Below are 19,654 nucleotides of genomic sequence, written 5' to 3'. Positions count from 1 at the left end.
CCCCTCTTTTTACTGAACTCAGGTAGGTTATGACAGATACCCCGGAAATCCAGCTCCCCGAAGACAAACCCCTGGAAATCGCAGGCAAGGTTTACCAGTCCCGCTTGCTGGTGGGCACTGGCAAGTATCACGACCTGATGGAAACCGGCCACGCGATTGAGGCCAGTGGCGCCGAGATCGTGACCGTGGCGGTGCGCCGTACCAACCTCGGCCAGAACCCGGACGAGCCGAACCTGCTGGATGTCATTTCCCCGAGCACTTACACCATCCTGCCCAACACAGCCGGCTGTTACACCGCCAAAGACGCGGTACGCACCTGCAAGCTGGCCCGGGAGCTGCTGGATGGCCACGACCTGGTGAAACTGGAAGTGCTGGGTGAACACAAAACTCTGTACCCCAACATGCCGGAAACCCTGACCGCCGCCGAAGAGCTGATCAAAGACGGTTTCAAGGTGATGGTGTACTGCTCCGACGACCCGCTTCTGGCCATGCGTCTGGAAGAAATGGGTTGCGTGGCGATCATGCCCTTGGGTGCGCCCATCGGCTCAGGCCTGGGCATCCAGAACCGCTACAACATCCGGCTGATCGTCGAGAACGCCAAGGTACCGGTACTGGTAGACGCTGGCGTTGGTACCGCCTCGGATGCCACCATCGCCATGGAACTGGGCTGCGACGGCGTACTGATGAACACCGCCATCGCCCAGGCCAGAGACCCGATCAAAATGGCCAACGCCATGCGCCTGGCCATCGAAGCCGGCCGCGAGGCCTACCTTTCTGGACGTATGCCGAAGAAGCTGTACGCCAGTGCGTCGTCACCGATTGACGGCACTTTCTTCTAAAAAAATATAAAACCTTAGCCACGGACGGCACGGACTGACACGGATAGAAAGATTATCCCAGTGTCCGTGCAGGTCCGTGTTGTCCGTGGCCAAAAAAAACAGAGCGCTGTAGTACTGATATGACCACTCAGAAACCCAGCCGGCGGGACACCATCCTGCAGGCCCTTGTTGAATTGCTGCAAAACGACCCCGGGGCCCGGATCACCACCGCCGGCCTGGCTAAAACCGTGGGTGTCACCGAAGCGGCCTTGTACCGGCACTTTCCCAGCAAGCGGAAAATGTTCGAAGCCCTGATCGAATTTGCCGAGGAGGCGGTGTTCTCCCGTTGCCAGCTGGTGCTTCAGGAGCAGGAAGATGTGCGGGTTCGCCTTCAGCAGCTGGTGCATCTGGTGTTGGTGTTCGCTGAGCGTAATCCGGGTTTGTGTTGCGTGCTGACGGGCGATGCCCTGATGGGCGAGGATGAGTCCCTGCGCAAGCGCGCATCCCAGTTCTTCGAGCGTTTGGAAACCCAGTTTCGCCAAACTCTCAAGGAAGGCGAAATCCGCCAGAGCCTGCGGCCTCGAACCAGCGCGGCCCGTGGTGCAGATTTCGTGATGGTGTTTCTGGAAGGCCGCATCCAGCGGTTCGTCCGGTCCTCATTCGCTCGTTTGCCCTCTGCTGATTTCGACGAGGCTTGGAGCTTGGTTTCCGAGGCTGTTTGGGGTTGAGATTGGTGGTTTGTTTGCCGGTAGCCTGATGGGTTGGGAGTTTGGGTACGTCTAGCCTGCTTGTCTTTGGGGTTCGGCACTGGCTGGAGACCCTTTCCCGAAAACGCTACGAGCACATCCATGTGCGCTTCGCTCCGGCCATCCCTGGCCTCCGAGATTTCGGGAAAGGGTCTCCAGCCAGTGCCTTTTCGATCTCACGGAAATCGCATTAAAAACGCTTCTGTGTAATTAGCATCCATACTGCTCGATTAATTCAGTTTCGGTAGAACCGCTATCTCATCGGAGCTCGATCGTTGTGGGCGGGGGTTGCCTTCGCAGAATCTCGAAGGCCATGGATGGCCGGAGCGAAGCGCACACGGACGTGCTTGTAGCGTTTCTGCGAAGGCAACCCCCGCCCACAACACTCCCGAAACTCAAAGGCTGCGTGTACCCATACTCCCAAACTGGAAGGCTAGGCGTGCCCAAACTCCAAATCCAGACCGCCAGAAACAAACACCCCAGCTTCAGTCATAACCCGAAGCAGAACGGAGTGTGGCCCGTACGGGCTCCCATACGGCCGGGGCGGAGATGAGGATATCGCGGCCCCAGAGATCGGCCGGGTAGCCATCGGGCACGTCGCTGAAGTGGCCCACCGTGGCGCCGGCTTCCCAGGCAATCAGGCGGGCGGCGGCGAAGTCCCAGGGGCTGACGTTCTCGTAGTAGATATCCAGGCGGCCACAGGCCACCCAGCAGATGTCCAGGGCCGCCGAACCAATGCGGCGCAGGTCCCGGCACTGGTGAATCATCGCATCCAGCCGCCTTACCAGCGGTTCCAGGTTGTCCTTGGTGTAGGGGAAGCCGGTGGCAAACAGGCTTTGCCGGGGTTCCTTAGCGCCGCTGTGGCGAATGGCCTGGCCATTCAGGGTGGCGCCTTCGCCCTTGGTGGCCCGGAAGGTTTCATTCGGGAACGGCGCGTGTACCACACCTACCTGCACCTGACCGCGCTCCGCATAGGCAATCGACACCGCCACCTGCGGGTGCCCATAGGCGTAGTTTACCGTGCCGTCGATGGGGTCGATGATCCACAGCGGCGTGTCCAGCTCCTCTGCCTGGGACAGGTCCGGCATGGTTTCTTCAGACAAAATGCGGTGATCGGGGAAGCGTTCGCGGATGGCGCCGGTGATGAATTCATCGGCCATCACATCGGCGTGGGTAACCAGTTCCGTCTGCTGCTTGTAGTCGGTGCGCAGGGTGTTTTCCTGGCGCTCGTGGCGGATCAGCTCGCCGGCCTCTCTGGCCAGGGCTTCGGCAAAATCGGTGATTTCGCGCAGAGAAACAGAATCAGACATGGCACCCCCGGTTCGAAAACGTGAGGGTGCCAGTCTAACACGGCAGGCTTACAGGCTGTTCAGCCACTTCTCCATCTTGTCCATGGCCAGCACAATGCGCGGGCAGGCCTGTTTGACGAAATCGTCGCCCAGCGCCTGCTCGGCGTAGTCACCACCGGCCAGGCCCAGGGCCTGGGTGCCATCGAAGTCAACGAACGCCAGGCGCGCGCCCAGGTGGTCCGGCACAAAGCCGAAGTCACTGGAGGGCAGAATGGCCACGCCGGTGTCTTCGAGCAGGGCGGTGCAGAACGCCTGGGCGGTCTTGATATCCCTGCGGGCCAGTCTGTCGCTGAAGCTGGAGAAATCCGGGAACAGGTAGAAGGCCCCCTCCGGCTTTTGCACCACTGCACCCATGGCGCTCAAACGGGTGTAAACGTATTCACCCACCACTTTCAGCACCCGACGGGACTGTTTCAGGTACTCGTCGATGTCCTCGCCACCGTCAAAGGCGGTGATGGCAGCATGCTGGATAGGCGCTGCGGTGGAGGTGAAGGTCTCACTGGCAATGATGGCCATGGCATCCTGTAGCGGGCGCAGTTCCGACGGGAAGATGAAGGCGCCAAGGCGCCAGCCGCCGGCACCCAACCACTTGCTCATGCCGGTGCTGATGATGGTGCCCTCCGGGTAATAACGGGCGATGGATTTATGCTTGCCCTCAAAGTGCACTTCACCGTAGATCTCATCCGATAACAGTATCAGGTTGTACTTGCGCGCCACGTTGGCGATGGCCAGCAACTGGTCGTCGGTGTAGGTGCAACCGGTGGGGTTGGACGGGTAGTTCAGGATCAGGATACGCGGGCGCGACGGGTCGTCCCGGCAGATGATGTCCAGCTCTTCTGCGGTCAGCTGCCAGTTGTTCTCCGCGTGGGTGGGCAGCCAGTGTACCGAGCGGCCGATGATTCGGGCCTGGGGCGCATAGGATACCCAGCTCGGGCGCGGAATCAGCAGGTCACCGTAGTAGGCCAGCTGCAGAATAAACAGCAGCTCTTTCGAGCCCGGGCCGATCAGCACGTCTTCCCAGGTGCAACGCATACGCTCGGCCCGGTTAATGTAACCGGCAATAGCCTCGCGCAGGCCTTTGAGGCCTTTCACCGGCAGGTAATCTTTCTCGTGGGCGTGCTCTTTGAGGGCATCAACCACGCGCTCTGGCACCGGGAACGGAGACTGGCCCAGGCCCAGTTTGATGATGTCCTTGCCCTCGGAACGTAGCTGGTTACTCAGCTCGTTGATGCGCAGGGTGGAAGAGGGCTGGATGCCCCGAACGTTCAGGTTGATGGCGAAGCGATGGTCTTTTTTGATGTCCATTGTCCCGGTCTGTTGGTTGGTGGTGACAACGGCAGTATAGGAAACCCAAACATATCTGTGATAGCGGTGCGGATAGGGGATTGCCGAAGGCTTGGACGAAACTTTCGTCCAAGCCTCCTGTCTATCCGGTGCTATTGTTCTTTGATCCAGACTTCCACTCGGCCGTTACGTTGATTGCCGGTGCCGCCCACCGGCATATAGTGCCCATAACCAGTGTAGGCGACCCGGGGCAGGCCTGCCTCGTTTAACGCTTTGCGCACAGAGAGCGCCCGCAGTTCGGAGATCATCTGGGCCCTCAGTTCATGGCTCTGGGTGTCGGCGAAACCGATCAGCAACAGGTCTTCCGCTGAGCGTCCTTGCGCTTCGAGATAGTGCATCACTCGCATCAGATCCCGTTGTGCTTTGTTGTCCAGCTTGGTGCGGCCTTCAGAAAACCGGAAGTTTACGGTCAGCCGTTGGTAGTTCTCAGTCAGGCGACGGAAGGTCAGCGGCACGGAGGCATCGAAGTCCGGTTTCACCGCAATCGGGTTCTGGGAAATAAAACCGGATTCGGCTACCAGGGCCTGGCCGTTGGTGCCCAGGGCAAACTCGATCAACTGGGCGGCCAATTCCGGCGTGCGATCACCCATGGTGTACATGAACAGTCGCCTGGATAACGGGTAGTCCTCACTGGCAACGGTGAGCTGGTTCGGTTTCAGGGCCGGTGCGTTGCCGTCGGAAACCGCCAACAGTTTGCTGTTGCGTACAGAGGCCAGGCCTGAGAAACCGATTCCACCCGGGTCTCTGGACACATCATCAGAGAGCTGATCGTTGGATTCGTAACGCAGTGCTTCAGGGTGCAGGGCGTAGGCTTTGCCCAGCACCAGGGATTTGAAGGTGTCCCAGGTACCGGAGCGGTCGTCCCGCGCGTACAGGGTGATAGCCCGGTTACTGCCTCCGAGCTCTGACCAATTGCGAATCTCACCGGCAAAGATCTGGCCGATGGTGTCGATACTGAGCTGATTGATCGGATTGGATGGGTGCACCAGGATGGCGAGGCCATCAATGGCAATCACATGCTCGCTTTCCAGCGCGGTGAGATCGGCTTGCGCACGCACCTGGTCGGCCTCGGATGGCTTCACCGGTCGGGATGATGCCCAGATGCCGGCCCGGCCGCTGGCGAGGGTTCGAAAGCCGGTGCTCGAGCCATGCGCCGCCACCAGAACACTGAGATTCCGGCCGCCGGCGTTGGCACTGAGGATCTGTTCATTTTCCTCACCAGTGGGCCGGCTGCTGGGGTTGCCGTCGCCAAGCTGCTGCAGATACCCGGAGACCAACATGGGGGCCAGCGTGGCGCCAACGGTGTTCGACCCGTGTATTTCAAGCTCATGGGCGGATGCTGGAGACAGCACGACCGCCGTGAGCACGAACAGGCAGAGAGTTAAAAACTTCCTTGGTGGTTTCGCCATTAGTTGAAAAACCTATTTATAACAGATGGTTGAGTAATGGGAAGCATGCTTCAGAATTATGACATTTGTGTTTCAGTCGGCTGCAGTGAGCAGATAAGAACAGGCACCTATGTAATAAAGTGTTAAGCAGGCCGCTGAGTGATTGGTCTGGCTGGCTTATAGTGGCGTATCTCCGGAAACAAAAATAAACAGTGCGGGAGACTGTGAATGATTGCGACAACGCTTGGTCGGGGTGCCGAATCCGCCCCGGCATCGGCAGTATCACTCTTCGGGAGGGTGCTGTTGGTGGACGACCATGCGCTGTTTGCTCAAGGACTGGCTGGTCTGATTCAGCAGGAGATGCTGGCAGCGCAGGTGAAAATTGTCTCGTCGGTTGAACAAGCTGCCGATGCCTTGAGGCACGATGACAACATTGATCTGGTGCTGCTGGATGTCGCCCTCAACGGTGAGGTGGGGCTATCTCTGTTCGCCCGGCTGTCTGGTCAGAGTGCCAAGCCGCCCATTGTCATCATTTCCAGCAGCGATGACGAAGGGACGGTGCGAGCCGCCAGGGCCGCCGGTGCCAAAGGTTTTCTTGCCAAATCCGCAAGCAGGGCATCACTGGTGCGAATGATGCGAGCAGTGGGACAGGGGCAGAGCTACTTCCCCGGGGGCCTGACGGCTTTCGCTACTGACGACCTTCCCCTGACGCCACGGCAGCGGGAGGTGTTGTCCCTGCTGGCTCAGGGGTTCCCCAACAAACGCATCTGCCAAAGCCTGGACCTGACCGAACACACCGTGAAAACCCACCTGAAGGCGATCTTCACCCAGCTTGGTGTTCACAACCGGACAGAGTGCGTTAACAAGGCCCGGGCGCTTGGCTGGTTGTAGTGGCCGGTAGCTCAATCCAGAACACGCTACCCTGGTGAGGCCGGGAGTCGACACCGCACCGGCCATCCATCAGGCCGGTGAATTCCCGGACGATGGTCAGCCCCAAACCAAGCCCCGGGCAGGGCGCCGGGCTGTTGCCACGGACGTAGGGCTGGAACAACTGCTCCCCCAGCTCTGGCGCCACCCCTTTGCCGTTGTCGGCTACCCGCAGCGTTACCCAGTGGTCCTGGCATTGGCTGCTGACGGTAATGGCATTGCCACCGCTATGGTCGGCCGCATTGATCACCAGGTTCTGCAGTATGCGCAGCAACAGGCCCGGGTCAGCCAGAACGGGGTATCCGGCAGGCTGTGGTTCGATGGTCAGAGTGATATTGCGTTGGCCGAGCGTCTCGTTCATCAGGTCGTGTAGTTCCTGAACCATGGCCTCGAGGCTGACCGGCACTATTTCCGGTTGGATCATCCCTTCACTCAGGCGAGCGCTGTCGAGCACGGTTCCGAGCAGGCGGCGTAGCTGGGCCACCATGTCTTTGACTTGAGCAATGACGGAGCTCTGGTGGTTATCCTGTTCGCCTGGTTTCAGGTTTTCCAGGGTGATGTAAATAGCATTCAAAGGCTGGCGCAGATCGTGGCTGGCGGCGGTAATCAGTTCGGTCTTTCGCCGGCTTTCAGCTTCAGTGGCCTGGTGCATCAGGTCCAATAGCTGGCGGTCCAGAAAGTGCGCACGATGCCGGTATTCGCTGACCCAGGAACCTATCATGCCGATGGCGTTTGCGGTCAGCAGAAAGAAGCCATTGCTCAGGACGGCGGGGGTGGGCGTGCCCGCAAAGGCCTCTGTGCTCAAGTAGGCGATGACCAGAAAACCGGAAGCGGTGGCCGCGGTTTTGAATGGTAGGCCCATGGCGAAATAGCCGAACATCAGCATCAGGATCATGCCCTCATAGGGCAGCGGATAGTCTTGTTTTCGGGCCGCCAGGATAATGGCGATCACACCGACACCGCCAACCAGATAGGCGATCGTATACAGTTTCTCGAACGTCTGGTCGGAAGGCTTGTCCTGATAGGCGAGTACGAGCACCAGGATGATTATCGGGCAGACTAAGCCCAGGCGCACCCCGGCGGTGATGCTGGCCAGCTCCGGAGGCAGGGTGAGAATGTCTACGATCGCATAGACCAGGTACAGGGCCAGGCCGGCAATCGACACCGGCCTTGCCCGTTGCCGAATCATGGCTGATCTGGATTTCCGGTAAACGGGCTCCAGCCTGGGGGTAAAGTTCAGAGACCTGAAGCCCAGCGCTTGCTGTTGTTGGATTTGTTCAGCGTTCATATCGGGTCCTACTGCGTCTTCGCCCGATTGTAATACGCGGCAGCGCCGAGTTCAGGCGCTTCCGCACATTATGATCAGCTTTGATCCAGCAGCTTCAGTCTTGCCCAGGTCTGTTCCTGTTCATCCTGGAAGTGTTGCTGTAACAATTGTTCCTGATGTTGCTGTTGTTCGGCATCCACGAGACCGCCGGCAACGCTGCTTTGCAGGTCCTTCCGGAAGCTTTCGAACCGAGCCTGGAAGGCTTCCTGTTGCTGGAGGTAACTGACGACGCCGTCAACGCTCTGCCGATCAAGCCCCAGCTCGGTGAGTCGTTGTCCCGCCGCTTCCGGGGAGGTGGCCGACTCCACGGCGAGAACCCGTTCCTGATGTTGTTGTGCGCTGGCTTCCAGCCGTTGTTCGGTGGATTTCAGGGTGTCTGGCAGCTGGTTGCGGTGCCATTCCACCAGGGCCTGTTTTCCCTGATCGGTCAGGTCGGTCCGCTGCTGAATGGCCAGCGTGGCCAGGGTATATTCGCTGTAGGCTTCTTCCATGCCGAAGAAGGCTTGATGAGCATCGGGTGCGAAGGTTTGTTGCCGCAGACCCTTCAGCTGAGCCAGGGCATTACCCAGAGTAGAAAGCTGATAGGCGGGTTCATGCTGGCGGGCCGGGTCCAGTTCGGTTTGCATGACCGCCAGGGAAGCCTGTTTGTAGTCCAGGTATTGGTCCAGTAACGCGAGGGCTTGTTGTGCCGCGCTCTCGGGCAGGTGTTGGCGAGCCATCTGCTGAATCTGGCCAATGGCGGTCTCCGGTGACACCTCGCCGACGGTGCTCAGGAAATAATCGAAGAAATCCCTGACCTCCAGATTCACGATCAGCTGACCGTTGTCGTCCGCCTGCAGAACGCCGTCTATATCGGTACCCTGCAGTGAGGGCGCAAATGGGTTGGGACCCAGGGACTCCGGGGTTCGGGTTTCAGCAACCGGTGCGCTGGGGGCGACAATGGCTGTCGGGGCAAGGCTGGTTGAACCAGACTGCTGAGCGGCCTTTTCAGTTGCCTGCTGAGGTGTTGTGTTGGCGGTGCCCGTATCTGCTTGCGGCGTCAGTGCCCACCAGAGGCCACTGCCGGCCACAACAGCCAGCAATGCTCCGGGAAGCACCCATCGACGCAATGCGATGGGTTGTTTCGTCATACTGTTCTCACAATCCGCGGTTCTTCAAACGGTTGGCGTGGCTGCGGTACAGGCTGACCGGGTTGGTCCAGAGTGAGCGTGCACCCAGCAGGTGGTTGATGGCATCGACATGGTTCATGTCGTAGTGGGTGCCGATCACATTGCCCATCATGGTGGAGCAAACGCCCACCAGGCCATCACTAGGCTCACTGCCGAAGGCGAGAGAGGTTACGCCCAGGAACGGATCGGTAATGTCGAACACGTTGGTCCAGATGCCGCGCCCGGTCCAGGAGAAGAACTTCACCCGGTTACCGTTGATCCAGACGTCTTCAGCGGTGCCGGCGCAGGCGTTTCGGTTAACCCCTTTCCAGCCCAGGGCGTTGTTCAGGCTGGTTGTGCCCGGAGTGGTCAGGGTTTCCAGCGCGGCAACGCCGTCCTGCGGGTTGTTGGAACCAGACAAAGCGTTAATCAGGCCTCCAAGCGCGTTGGCGATGGCGTCAACCCCACCTTCCACGTAACTGCCGGGAGGCAGTATGCCCCGGATGACATCGGCGACTTTCGACCCCTTGTTGACACCATTGATTGAGGTAACAGAGGCAATGCGGTGGGGAATCAGGGAGGCGGTGACCCGGGAGGTGGGCGCGCCCTGGCTGTGCGCCATCAGGTTGACCTTGGAGTGACCAAGACTGTTGACGTAGTTGGCCAGCTGCTGACCGCGCTGCTCACTGCTGTTTACGAATGAAACACTGGCGGTGTAGACCTTTGCGCCGCTGCGCTCCAGGTTCCAGGGGATGGTATGGAAATAGTTGACCAGACCACCGATGGTGTTGAAACCGGTCACACCATGAACCAGCACAATCGGGTGGCGGGTCTGGGTGTAGCTGGCGTGGCTCACCATTGAGAAGACCAGCATGAGGGCCGCGGCCATCAGCCGAAAAGGCATGGCAATTCGCATAAAAGACTCCTGTTGTTTTTGTTGGTTGTCGTAATGCAACGAGGAGTATTGCCCGGCGGTCGGGTCTGGCGTAATCGCCCATTTGGGTGAGGTGAAAGGGTGTACGTGTGCGGGGATCAGAACCGGTGGGGTTCCAGTTCCATGTGCTCAATCTGTCGGCCGAGCATGATGATGCGCCCGGTATAGCGTTCTTCGCCAGTGGTGGTGAAATCAAACAGGAAGCGGCGCCATACCCGGAGTTTTCCGTTGCGGTCGCGTTTGAACCAGAGCCCGCGAAGGTAAACGGCATCATCCAGTAACAGCACGTCCATGGTTTTACAGTAACGGTGTGCGGCCTGTAGCACGAAGTCTTTGATGTCCTTGGCTTTCCACCAATACCAGATGGCAAAACCGGCGACAAACAGCCAGAAAAGATTTCCGAGGGTCAAGGTGCTGGCGATCCTGAGCTTTTGTGGGTTGGGCTGGTTTCACCAGCCGACAGATCGCCAGACTACCCTATTGCGCCGCCTCGGGAAATTGCTGTTTGACCTGCCTGGTCTGAGCGGGCAGCAAGCGATCACAAAGCATCTTTAGAAAATGACTGGTCAGCAGCTGTGCCTGGTCCACGTTGTTGCCCAGTTGTTCCGATTCCTGGTGGGCGCTTTCGCTGCTTTTGACAGACTGATTGCCCAAATGCAGCAGGTTTTCAGCTTGCTGCTCTACCTGCAGTGCCAGGGCCGACTGCTGCTCGGAGGCTCCGGCCACTTCCCGGGCACAGTCATCGATAATGTCTATGTCTTTTAGGGTGGTTCCCAGTGCCTCGCTTGCCTCGCGGGCCATCGTGGCGGTTTGCTCACAAGCCTCGCCACCTTCCATGATTACCCCGACGACCGTCCGGGTTTCCGCCTGCAGGTTTTCTATCATGGTGTCGATACGGCGGGTGGATTCGTGGGTGCGTTGGGCCAGCCCGCGTATTTCTTCGGCGACCACGGCAAAGCCTCGTCCGGATTCACCGGCTCGCGCTGCCTCGATAGCGGCGTTCAGAGCCAGTAAGTTGGTTTGTTCCGCAATATCGGAGATCACTTCCAGTACCACACTGATGGTGTCGCTTTGCCCGGCCAATTTATCCATTTCCTGATTGGCGTCGGACAGGCGGTTGTGAAGCCTGGATATCGACTCGTTCACGCCTTCCATGCGGCTCTGGCACTGGTGCGCTGATTTCCGGGCATCTGCGCTGGCTTGTTGAGTGCGGCAGGTCATTTCGTTAACCCTTTGAACGCTCTGGGCCAGCTCTTCGAAAGCTCGGGTAATGTTCTCGATATCCGTTTGCTGGCTGCGGATGCTGCTGACCGAGCTGGAAACCCACTCCATGGTGCGCTGCTTGCGCCCATGCAGCTTACCGATGTTGGCGTGCATTCGGGCAGAGACCGCCCGCAGGGTGCTATCCCGCTTTTGCCGGTCGAATTCTATCCAGGCGCCTTCATCCCGGCGGCCGGTATAGATCCAGGGCATAACCGGGTGAGCTTCGCAGCAGGTATCGCGGGCGGTTTGCATCATTGGAAGGGTCAGCCAGAACAGCACGCCGAAAACGCCCAACACTAATGCCTGCAGTGTCAGCATATGGGCAAGCGTCAGCTCGGCCAGCCCGAACAGCAAAAGGCCGCCGGCCAAAGAGGCATAAAGGCAAGCGAGCTTGGAAATCAGCGGAGGACTGACGGCCTGGAAACGGCGCGGTAATTTGCCTTCATGCCAGGCGGCGTAGGCCTTCTCGGCGCGATGAATCTGGGCCCGGGTAGGCCGTGAGCGCACGGACTGGAACTCAACCAGTTCACCATTTTTCATGATCGGAGTGACGTAAGCATCCACCCAGTAGTGATCGCCGTTCTTGCAGCGGTTCTTGACGATTCCGCGCCAGGACTCACCACCGCGGATGGTGTGCCACAGGTTCGCAAAGGCTTCCGGGGGCATATCCGGGTGGCGAATCATGTTGTGGGGCTGGCCGATCAGTTCATCAACAGAGAACCCTGCTACTTCTGCAAATTCATCGTTGGCGGCAGTGATCTTGCCTTTCAGATCCGTGGTGGTGATCAAGTGGTATTGAGCGGGAAAGTCGCGCTCTTTGCCGGTGACCGGTTCATTCCTGCGCATGGATCGCTCCTGGGATCTTTTTATTGAACTCGCTGGAACACTATCGACCTGTCGCCGTGTGCGGGGTATCCAAATATTGCAAATCGCCAAATGCGAGTCACATTTTTCTCCTCCTTTGGTCAAAGGTAGGGCTTTTTTGCAGGATGTGGATAGGTTTGCGACAGTTTAAATCTATGCTGGGTTGAAAGCCTGTCGTTACCGCAGGCTCGGCGTGGAAGGAAACAAGACGATGCAGGCGTTGAGAGAACAGGATTTCAAGGCGTTGGTGGACAACCACCCCAGAGCTATCATGCTGGCTACGCCAGATGCCCGGATTGCCTACGTCAACCTCATGTTCCAGGCGGTGACCGGCTATCTGCCAGAAGAAGTCGTGGGGCAGAAGCCATCGGTGCTGAGCTCCGGGCTGCATTCGCACGAGTTCTATCAGACCATGTGGCGCAGCCTGAATCAGACCGGATGCTGGGAGGGACTGATCTGGAACCGGCGCAAAAATGGCGAGAACTATCCGCAGTGGCTCAATATCTACCCGGTAGACTACCAGGGACAGAGGCTGTTTGCCGGCGTTTTCATGGATGTTGGTGAGCTGACTGCCAGTAACGAACGTCTGGCGTCTCTGGCTTACTATGATCCACTCACCGAGCTGCCAAATCGCTCGCTGTTCCAGGAGTTTCTGAAAGCAAGGGTCGGGCAATACAAGGCAGGCAAAGGCTGTTTCGCCGTAGTCTACATCGATCTGGATTTCTTCAAAGCAGTCAATGATCTCCATGGCCATGACTGTGGCGATCGAGTGCTTCAGCAGGCGGCGGCCTGTGTGAAGAGTGTGCTTCGAGATGGGGATGTCGTTGCTCGGCTATCCGGGGACGAATTTGCAGCCATTGTCGAGCTGGAGGATGAGTCTGAGTTACCCGTGGTTTGCCAGCGCATGAGCGGGATATTCCAGGCGCCAATGCTGGTGGAGCACCGGGAGCATTTCCTGTCGGCCTCTGTGGGGGCTGCGGTGTTTCCAAAGCATGGGGAAACGGCTTCGGCCCTGCTGCAAAATGCTGATCGTGCAATGCACGCGGCCAAGCTCTCAGGCCGCGCCTGTTATCGAATCTACAGCGCCGTGGACGGTGAGGAGGGGCAGTTCCATCAGCGCTTGTCTGAAGCATTGATTGCTTCGCTCAAGGTGGCTCCGGAGGAGTTTTCCGTGGTGTACCAGCCCCAGTACGACCTGGCAAATGGCTCCATGGTAGGGCTGGAGGCCCTGTTGCGTTGGCACCACCCTGAACTCGGGGCAGTATCGCCGGCGGATTTTGTCCCGGTGGCAGAGCAGCGTGGCCACATACATGAGCTTACTGAGCAACTCGTACGGCACATCATGGCGGACCTTCAGCGATGTGAAGTCGGTTGGGGCAGTGGGTGTCGGCTAGCGATTAATATTTCCGCCCGGCAGATTTCGGACGGGCGGCTGGAGCCGATGCTGGAGCCGCTGTTCTCGAGCCTGGAGGCCCGGGGGTGGTGCCCGGAAATCGAGATTACCGAAACCAACCTGATGAATCTGTCGCGCCGCTGCCTCGCCAAGCTCCAGTCGTTTGTGGACCGGGGCATCATGGTTGCCATCGATGACTTTGGTACCGGCTATTCATCATTGGCCTACTTGCATGCCTTGCCGGTCAAGGTTCTGAAGATCGACCGTCAATTTGTCCATCGTCTCGGGCCGGATGGTCGCGACTCGCGCATCGTGTCAGCCATTCTGGCCATAGCCGAGGCGCTGGATCTGGAGGTCGTTGCCGAAGGTATTGAAACCGAAGAGCAGCGCCGCAGGCTGCGGGAACTAAACTGCCATCGTGGTCAAGGCTTTCTGTTGGCAAGGCCGACGCCACTGGCCGACCTGTCATTGGCCTGACTGTCTCTGCAATTTTGACAACTATCAATAAAAACATAACTTTTGTTCAGCTTTTGCGCATTTTGCAAGATTTGGCTAGGGCTTTGTCCGCAGCTACTTTAAAACGGCAGGCTCACTAATTGCCTTTTTGAGCTATATGCGAACTCTGAATGCCAAACCGGAATTGGAAGCCTACCTGCGATTGAGTGGTGCAGGTTGTGGAGAGTGGCTGGCCGCCATGACAGAGCTGCTCGGGTGCGGGGGAATAACCTGTGGCCTGACTCGTCCCCAGGGATTGGTGGGTTCGTTGTCAGCCCTTGATGTAGAGGCTGGCTTGGTCTGTGTGCTTGATGTCGCTCAGGATATGCTGCTTGCCGACTGCTGCATGCCTCAGAGGCTTCTGGTAGCCACCATTCACGGATCGGCTCAGGTATCGTCAGAAGGTGGCCCTGGTGTGTCTGCCTTTCCGTTGATCATGATTCCCGCTGGCCAAACATTCAGCTTGAGAATCAGCAAGAACAGTCGGCTGGTACTGGTGTATCCGGTGAGTGAGCTGGTACCAGTGTGGCCCCGGCCAGGCCTGGACGTGGCGTTGGCTGGTCATATCCATCGTTTTCTAATGAAGGCGGATTATTTTCAGGATCATCAGGATGCCAGTCGGGAGACACTTGCTCTGTTTGAACGCCTGGAACAGCAACTGGCGACGGGCAGGGTTGAACTGCCCGAAGAACTGCCAGTACTGGACCGGAGGCTGGCGAGGGTGATTGAGAAAATTCGTAGCGAACAGGACTGGGATTTTGATCTGCAGGAACTGGCTAACCATTCCGGGGCCAGCGAACGTAACCTGTATTACCTGATGAAGCGGGAAACCGGCATGACCCCTTACCGCTTCTATCAGCGCTGCCGTCTGATACGCGTGCGCAAACGCCTGGTGGATTGCCAGTGCGACGTGCCACATATTTCCTGGTATGCCGCTGACGAGGGCTTTACCCATCTGGGCCGCTTCGCCGCGCTGTATCGGGAACACTTCGGCGAGCTGCCCAGTGAAACTGTGCAGTGGCGACGTCGGCTGCAGGTTGAGCCAGTGATGGAGCCCGCCGACTTTGCCATGACCTGACACCACAGAGCCCGCTGCGGATGGCCGGAGCGGGCTCTGTAGTAACACCAGTCAGCATTTAATGGCTGCTGGATGTGGCCGGTGCCCCGTCGTTGTTGGCAGCTTCCGTATACTCATCGGCCGCAGAGCCATGATGATCTCGTGCCAGCAGAATGTAGAAGGCCGGCAGTACGAATACGGTAAACAACGTGCCGATACCCAGTCCGGCACTGATGGTCAGGCCAATCGCAAACCGGCTCTCGGCCCCCGGGCCCACCGCAATCAGCAGCGGCACCATGGCAAAGATCAGTGCCAGGGAGGTCATGATGATCGGGCGCAGGCGAATGGCCGCAGCTTCAATCACCGCATCCACCTTGTTCAGGCCTTTCTCTTTCTGCAGCAGGTTGGCGAACTCCACGATCAGGATGCCGTTTTTCGACACCACACCAATCAGGGTAATCAACCCCACCTGGGTGTAGATGTTCATGGAGGCAAAGCCGAGCACGATAAACGCCATGGCGCCGGCAACAGACATGGGCACCGACACCAGGATGATGAACGGATCGCGCCAGCTTTCGAACTGTGCCGCCAGTACCAGGTAGATAACCAGCAACGACAGGAAGAAGGTCACCATCAGAGCGCTGCCCTGGGTGGCCAGCTGCCTCGACTCCCCGGTATAGTCAAAGCTGAAGCCTTGCGGGAATACCTCGGCTGCGGCCTGCTCCATAAAGTCCATGGCGGAGCCAGCTGCCACGCCGGGCATGATCACGCCCTCAAGAGTCAGCGAGTTCAACTGGTTGAACTGGGTCCGGTTGGAAGGTTCCACCTCTTCACTGAAGCTGACCACACTGGATAGAGGCACCAGTTGGCCATTGCCGGCGCGAATGTAATAGTCGTCCAGTGCTTCACGGCTGGCGCGGAAGTCATTACCCACCTGCGGAATCACCTGATAGGAGCGGCCTTCCATATTGAAGCGGTTGATGTATCCGCCGCTGAGCATACTGGCGAGCGACTGACCGACATCACGCATGGACAGGCCCAGGTCCGCCACCCGGTCCCGGTCTACGTTGATGCGGGTAACGGGCTTGTCGAAGTTGATGGATTTCTGCAGGAACATGAAGTTGCCGCTCTGCATGGCTTTGCCAAGAAGTTCGTCGGCGACTTCATTCAACTGTTCGTAGGTGCCACCGGTGGTCACCACGAACTGGAACGGCAGGCCGCCACCCGAACCAGGCAGGGCCGGTAACGGGAACACCGCCGTCTGCAATCCGGTCACTTTTTTGAGTTCGGAATCCAGCATGGGCTGTACCTCGAACTGGCTGATCTCCCGCTCACTCCACGGTGCCAGCTTGAAACCACCAAACACGGCGTTCGGGCTGGTGATACCAAGAATCATGAAATCCTCGTTGTAGCCGGGCACGCCGGACATCCGCTCCTGAACCTCCTGGCCATGATCAAACAGATACTCCAGCGTCGAGGTTTGCGGCCCCAGCCCCTGGTAAAACAGGATGCCCTGGTCCTCGGTGGGTGCCAGCTCATTCTGGCTCATCATCACCATAAAATAGATAGAACCCAATACCACGACGGCGAAGAACACCACCACCGACTTGGTCTGCATCAACGAGGTAAGCGCAGCTTTGTAGGCATTGGCGAGGCCATTAAAGGTTTTTTCAACCAGCACCTCGAAGCGCCCGGGATTGCCATGGGGTTTCAGCACCTTGCCGGAGAGCATGGGTGAGAGTGTCAGGGCAACAATGCCGGAGATCACAACCGTACCCGCCAGGGTGAAGGCAAATTCAGTAAACAGCGAGCCCACCAGGCCGCCCATAAACCCGATTGGCGCATACACCGCCACCAGCGTAGTGGTCATGGCGATGATCGGTGTGGCCATTTCACGGGCGCCATTGAGCGCAGCGTCAAACCGTGATTCGCCCTGCTCAATGTGCCGGTGCACGTTCTCCACCATGATAATGGCATCGTCCACCACCAGCCCGATCGCCAGAACCAGGGATAGCAGGGTCAGCAAGTTCAGTGAGAAACCGAAGATCAGCATGATAAACGCGCCGCCAATCAGCGACAGAGGCACCGCCACAGATGGCACGATAGCAGCGCGAATCGAGCCGAGGCAGAGGAATACCACCACCAGAACAATCAGCATGGCTTCCATCAGGGTACGGATGACTTCGTTGATGGAATCTTCAATGAAGTCGGAGGCATCGTAGGCCAGGCGCACATTCAGGCCGCTGGGTAGCTGGCTTTCGATGTCCGGTAACTCGTCTTTCACCAGGCCGGCGACGGTCAGCGGGTTGGCCCCCGGCGCCAGTTCGATGGCGACATAGGTAGCGGGCTCGCCCTTATAAAGCGCCAGCTGATTGTAGGTTTGAGAGCCAAGCTCCACCTCGGCAATGTCCCGCAACCGAATCAGGGTACCGTTTTGCTGCTTGACCACCAGGTTACGGAAGGCTTCTGGATCGGCAATGTCGGTATCACTGGTCAGGGCAATCTCAGTGTACTGGCCCCGGGTGGTGCCGACAGCGGCCTGATAGTTGTTGGCTCGCAGTTTGTCTGCCACTTCGACCGGGGTAAGATCCACCGCGGCTAGCCGCTCCGGGTCCAGCCACACCCGCAGAGCGAAAGCACGCCCCAACAGCTGGGCCTTGCCAACGCCAGACAGCGCCTGCAGCTTGGGCTGAACCACGCGGGTCAGGTAATCGGTAATCTGGGGGACTTCCAGCTCGGTACTGTAGAAAGCAATATACATCAGGGCCGTGTCGTCACCGGTGGTGGAGGTGATCACCGGGTCTTCTGCATCGCCGGGCAGCACGTTGCGCTGGCTGGCAACCTTGGCCTGAATTTCAGCGAGGGCGTCGTTGGCATCGTAATTCAGAACCATCTTGGCCTGAATCGTTGACACGCCCTGGGAGCTGGTAGAGGTCAGATAGTCGATGCCGCTGGCCTCGGCAATGGCCTGCTGCAGGGGCGTGGTGATAAAGCCCTTGATCAGGTCAGAACTGGCCCCGGGGTAAGCGGTGGTGACCGTTACCGTGGTGCTTTCCAGTTTCGGGTATTGGCGGACTTCCATTTCCATGGCTGCCCGGGCACCGATCAGCAGAATCAGCAGGCTGACCACGGTGGCCAGCACCGGCCGGTGGACAAAAATGTCGGTGAATTTCATTACTCAGACGCCTCCTGCCCGGACTCGTCCTGGATTTCCACCCGCTGGCCTGCCCGCAGCCGCAGCAAACCTTTCGAGACCACGGTCTCGCCGGATTCAAGGCCTGAGAGAACCGCAGCCCGTTCGTTCCGGACCTCGCCCGTGGTGACGGTGCGGCGCTCAACGACCAGTTCGCCGTCATTATTCTCCTTCACGGCGAACACGAAGTTGCCGTAAGTGTTATAGGAGATGGCGGTTCTGGGGACCGTGACCACTTCGTTGTCCCTGGGCTGGCCTGTTTGAATCGTTGCGAACATTCCCGGGCGCAATTTGCCATCTTCGTTGTTGAGGGTGGCGCGGATACGAACCGTACGAGTCTCCGGGTTGACCGATGTGTTGATGGCACTGACTTCACCACTGAATGCCTCATCCGGCACCGCGGCCACCGTGACCGTTACCGGGTAACCACGGTCAACCTCCGGCAGGTACTTCTCGGACAGCGTGTAATCCACGTAGATAGGGTTCAGCATATTGATCTCGACAATAGGTGTACCCGTCGGGAGGTACTGCCCCTGGTCGACCATCCGGATGCCCAGGGTGCCGTCAAACGGTGCCCGGATCACTTTTTTGCTCAGTTGAGCCTCGGCTTCGTTTACCCGGGCTCGTGCGGCATCGTAGTTGGCCTTGGCCTCATCGTACTGTGATTGTGATACCGCGCGTTTGGGCAACAGGTCAGACACCCGCTTGAATTCCTGCTCCGCCAGTTGGGCCTCTGCCCGGCGGGTACGCAGCGCCGCTTCGTCGATGGCGGCATCCAGGCGAATCAGTACGTCACCTTTCTGCACGGTATCGCCGGATTCAAAGTTGATGGACTCAATGACCCCCGGCACCTCGTTGGCCACCTCGATACCGTTAATGGCGTTTACACTGCCCACGGCCTTGATACTCGGCTGCCAGTTTTCCGTGGTGGCGTCGGTCACGGAAATGATGGCTGGGGGCTGAGGCTGGGAGAACATCTCCTGCATCTGGCCGAATTCATAGAACTTGTAACCGAAGATGCCGCCGAGGACGACACCCAGAAAAATGATGACGATGACAAAACGGGATGCGGTACGCATAGGTCTGTTCCTGGGCTAGGGTTCTTTAAACGGATAACGTCGCCGGGATGGGAAGGCTGACAGCTTTCCTTGCGCATCAGGGGGCGGCGACAGGCGGACGCTTAATGAGAATGCGTCAGCTTAACGATAACCAATAGGATGCTACAAAAAGCACTTCGGTTTGTCACCAGTTTGCCTCTAAATCTCAGTATATCTACTGCTATGAAACTACGATGACGTCGTCTTGCCGGATCTTGTGCTTTACGGATGTAAAATCGCAGTTTCGCATACATAATGGCACGGGAGTGTATCTGTTATGCTCCTGTCACGATGTGAACGGGTGAGAGGAT

The 19,654-nt window shown here is 58.4% G+C and carries 15 protein-coding genes; 5 read left to right on the top strand and 10 right to left on the bottom strand.

The annotated features are described in order from the left end of the window. Positions 1–29: 29 nt before the first annotated feature. Both FIV08_RS17135 and slmA read left to right on the top strand, forming a co-directional pair. Positions 30–839 (top strand): thiazole synthase, encoded by an 810-nt coding sequence (locus tag FIV08_RS17135; protein ID WP_152439216.1) that lies wholly within the window; start codon positions 30–32, stop codon positions 837–839. A 119-nt stretch (positions 840–958) separates the two neighbouring features. Next, a complete protein-coding gene (gene slmA / locus FIV08_RS17130) occupies positions 959–1,546 on the top strand; it encodes a nucleoid occlusion factor SlmA (protein ID WP_152439215.1) in 588 nt (195 codons plus the stop codon). A 503-nt stretch (positions 1,547–2,049) separates the two neighbouring features. Here slmA and FIV08_RS17125 read toward each other — a convergent pair. From FIV08_RS17125 to FIV08_RS17115, 3 genes are all read right to left on the bottom strand, one after another. Then, complete coding sequence (locus tag FIV08_RS17125) at positions 2,050–2,874, bottom strand: inositol monophosphatase family protein (RefSeq protein ID WP_152439214.1); 825 nt, start codon at positions 2,872–2,874, stop codon at positions 2,050–2,052. Between the two features lie 48 nt (positions 2,875–2,922). Next, positions 2,923–4,218, bottom strand: coding sequence for a pyridoxal phosphate-dependent aminotransferase (locus tag FIV08_RS17120; protein ID WP_072676174.1), 1,296 nt, complete (start codon positions 4,216–4,218; stop codon positions 2,923–2,925). Positions 4,219–4,349: 131 nt separating this feature from the next. Further along, positions 4,350–5,666, bottom strand: a complete 1,317-nt coding sequence (locus FIV08_RS17115) for a substrate-binding domain-containing protein (protein WP_228715449.1) — start codon at positions 5,664–5,666, stop codon at positions 4,350–4,352. A 207-nt stretch (positions 5,667–5,873) separates the two neighbouring features. On the opposite strand from FIV08_RS17115, the gene FIV08_RS17110 reads away from it, so the two are divergent. Continuing rightward, a complete protein-coding gene (locus FIV08_RS17110; RefSeq protein ID WP_083557499.1) occupies positions 5,874–6,536 on the top strand; it encodes a response regulator transcription factor in 663 nt (220 codons plus the stop codon). Here FIV08_RS17110 and FIV08_RS17105 read toward each other — a convergent pair. The 5 genes from FIV08_RS17105 to FIV08_RS17085 form a co-directional block, all read right to left on the bottom strand. After that, the gene (locus FIV08_RS17105; protein ID WP_152439213.1) at positions 6,505–7,860 is read right to left on the bottom strand and encodes a sensor histidine kinase; all 1,356 of its coding nucleotides are present in this window, start codon (positions 7,858–7,860) and stop codon (positions 6,505–6,507) included. The two genes, FIV08_RS17110 and FIV08_RS17105, sit on opposite strands and share 32 nt — an antisense overlap. 74 nt (positions 7,861–7,934) lie before the next feature. Then, on the bottom strand, positions 7,935–9,029 hold the full coding sequence (locus FIV08_RS17100; RefSeq protein WP_152439212.1) for a lipase secretion chaperone: 1,095 nt from the start codon (positions 9,027–9,029) through the stop codon (positions 7,935–7,937). Between the two features lie 7 nt (positions 9,030–9,036). Beyond that, complete coding sequence (locus FIV08_RS17095; RefSeq protein ID WP_172972295.1) at positions 9,037–9,963, bottom strand: esterase/lipase family protein; 927 nt, start codon at positions 9,961–9,963, stop codon at positions 9,037–9,039. Positions 9,964–10,079: 116 nt separating this feature from the next. After that, on the bottom strand, positions 10,080–10,391 hold the full coding sequence (locus tag FIV08_RS17090; RefSeq protein WP_058091449.1) for a DUF3301 domain-containing protein: 312 nt from the start codon (positions 10,389–10,391) through the stop codon (positions 10,080–10,082). 67 nt (positions 10,392–10,458) lie between these two features. Then, complete coding sequence (locus tag FIV08_RS17085) at positions 10,459–12,090, bottom strand: PAS domain-containing methyl-accepting chemotaxis protein (protein WP_152439211.1); 1,632 nt, start codon at positions 12,088–12,090, stop codon at positions 10,459–10,461. Positions 12,091–12,319: 229 nt separating this feature from the next. Between FIV08_RS17085 and FIV08_RS17080 the strand changes: the two genes are divergently transcribed. Continuing rightward, the gene (locus FIV08_RS17080; RefSeq protein ID WP_152439210.1) at positions 12,320–13,978 is read left to right on the top strand and encodes a putative bifunctional diguanylate cyclase/phosphodiesterase; all 1,659 of its coding nucleotides are present in this window, start codon (positions 12,320–12,322) and stop codon (positions 13,976–13,978) included. A 136-nt stretch (positions 13,979–14,114) separates the two neighbouring features. Then, a complete protein-coding gene (locus FIV08_RS17075) occupies positions 14,115–15,074 on the top strand; it encodes an AraC family transcriptional regulator (RefSeq protein ID WP_152439209.1) in 960 nt (319 codons plus the stop codon). 58 nt (positions 15,075–15,132) lie between these two features. Here FIV08_RS17075 and FIV08_RS17070 read toward each other — a convergent pair whose 3' ends face one another. Then, on the bottom strand, positions 15,133–18,228 hold the full coding sequence (locus tag FIV08_RS17070; protein WP_152439208.1) for an efflux RND transporter permease subunit: 3,096 nt from the start codon (positions 18,226–18,228) through the stop codon (positions 15,133–15,135). Then, positions 18,228–19,325: an efflux RND transporter periplasmic adaptor subunit gene (locus FIV08_RS17065; protein ID WP_152439207.1), complete on the bottom strand. Its 1,098-nt coding sequence runs from the start codon at positions 19,323–19,325 to the stop codon at positions 18,228–18,230. Before FIV08_RS17065 ends, FIV08_RS17070 begins: the two co-directional genes overlap by 1 nt. Positions 19,326–19,654: the final 329 nt, after the last annotated feature.

The sequence above is a fragment of the Marinobacter sp. THAF197a genome (genome assembly GCF_009363275.1).
Lineage (GTDB): Bacteria > Pseudomonadota > Gammaproteobacteria > Pseudomonadales > Oleiphilaceae > Marinobacter.
This window is presented reverse-complemented; position numbering and strand designations above follow the sequence as displayed.

Coding starts and splice junctions, on each gene's coding strand:
- FIV08_RS17110 (WP_083557499.1), top strand. CDS start 5,874: ATGATTGCGACAACGCTTGGTCGGGGTGCCGAATCCGCCCCGGCATCG.
- FIV08_RS17065 (WP_152439207.1), bottom strand. CDS start 19,325: ATGCGTACCGCATCCCGTTTTGTCATCGTCATCATTTTTCTGGGTGTC.
- FIV08_RS17115 (WP_228715449.1), bottom strand. CDS start 5,666: ATGGCGAAACCACCAAGGAAGTTTTTAACTCTCTGCCTGTTCGTGCTC.
- FIV08_RS17120 (WP_072676174.1), bottom strand. CDS start 4,218: ATGGACATCAAAAAAGACCATCGCTTCGCCATCAACCTGAACGTTCGG.
- FIV08_RS17095 (WP_172972295.1), bottom strand. CDS start 9,963: ATGCGAATTGCCATGCCTTTTCGGCTGATGGCCGCGGCCCTCATGCTG.
- FIV08_RS17085 (WP_152439211.1), bottom strand. CDS start 12,090: ATGCGCAGGAATGAACCGGTCACCGGCAAAGAGCGCGACTTTCCCGCT.
- FIV08_RS17100 (WP_152439212.1), bottom strand. CDS start 9,029: ATGACGAAACAACCCATCGCATTGCGTCGATGGGTGCTTCCCGGAGCA.
- FIV08_RS17105 (WP_152439213.1), bottom strand. CDS start 7,860: ATGAACGCTGAACAAATCCAACAACAGCAAGCGCTGGGCTTCAGGTCT.
- FIV08_RS17135 (WP_152439216.1), top strand. CDS start 30: ATGACAGATACCCCGGAAATCCAGCTCCCCGAAGACAAACCCCTGGAA.
- FIV08_RS17070 (WP_152439208.1), bottom strand. CDS start 18,228: ATGAAATTCACCGACATTTTTGTCCACCGGCCGGTGCTGGCCACCGTG.
- FIV08_RS17075 (WP_152439209.1), top strand. CDS start 14,115: ATGCGAACTCTGAATGCCAAACCGGAATTGGAAGCCTACCTGCGATTG.
- FIV08_RS17125 (WP_152439214.1), bottom strand. CDS start 2,874: ATGTCTGATTCTGTTTCTCTGCGCGAAATCACCGATTTTGCCGAAGCC.
- slmA (WP_152439215.1), top strand. CDS start 959: ATGACCACTCAGAAACCCAGCCGGCGGGACACCATCCTGCAGGCCCTT.
- FIV08_RS17080 (WP_152439210.1), top strand. CDS start 12,320: ATGCAGGCGTTGAGAGAACAGGATTTCAAGGCGTTGGTGGACAACCAC.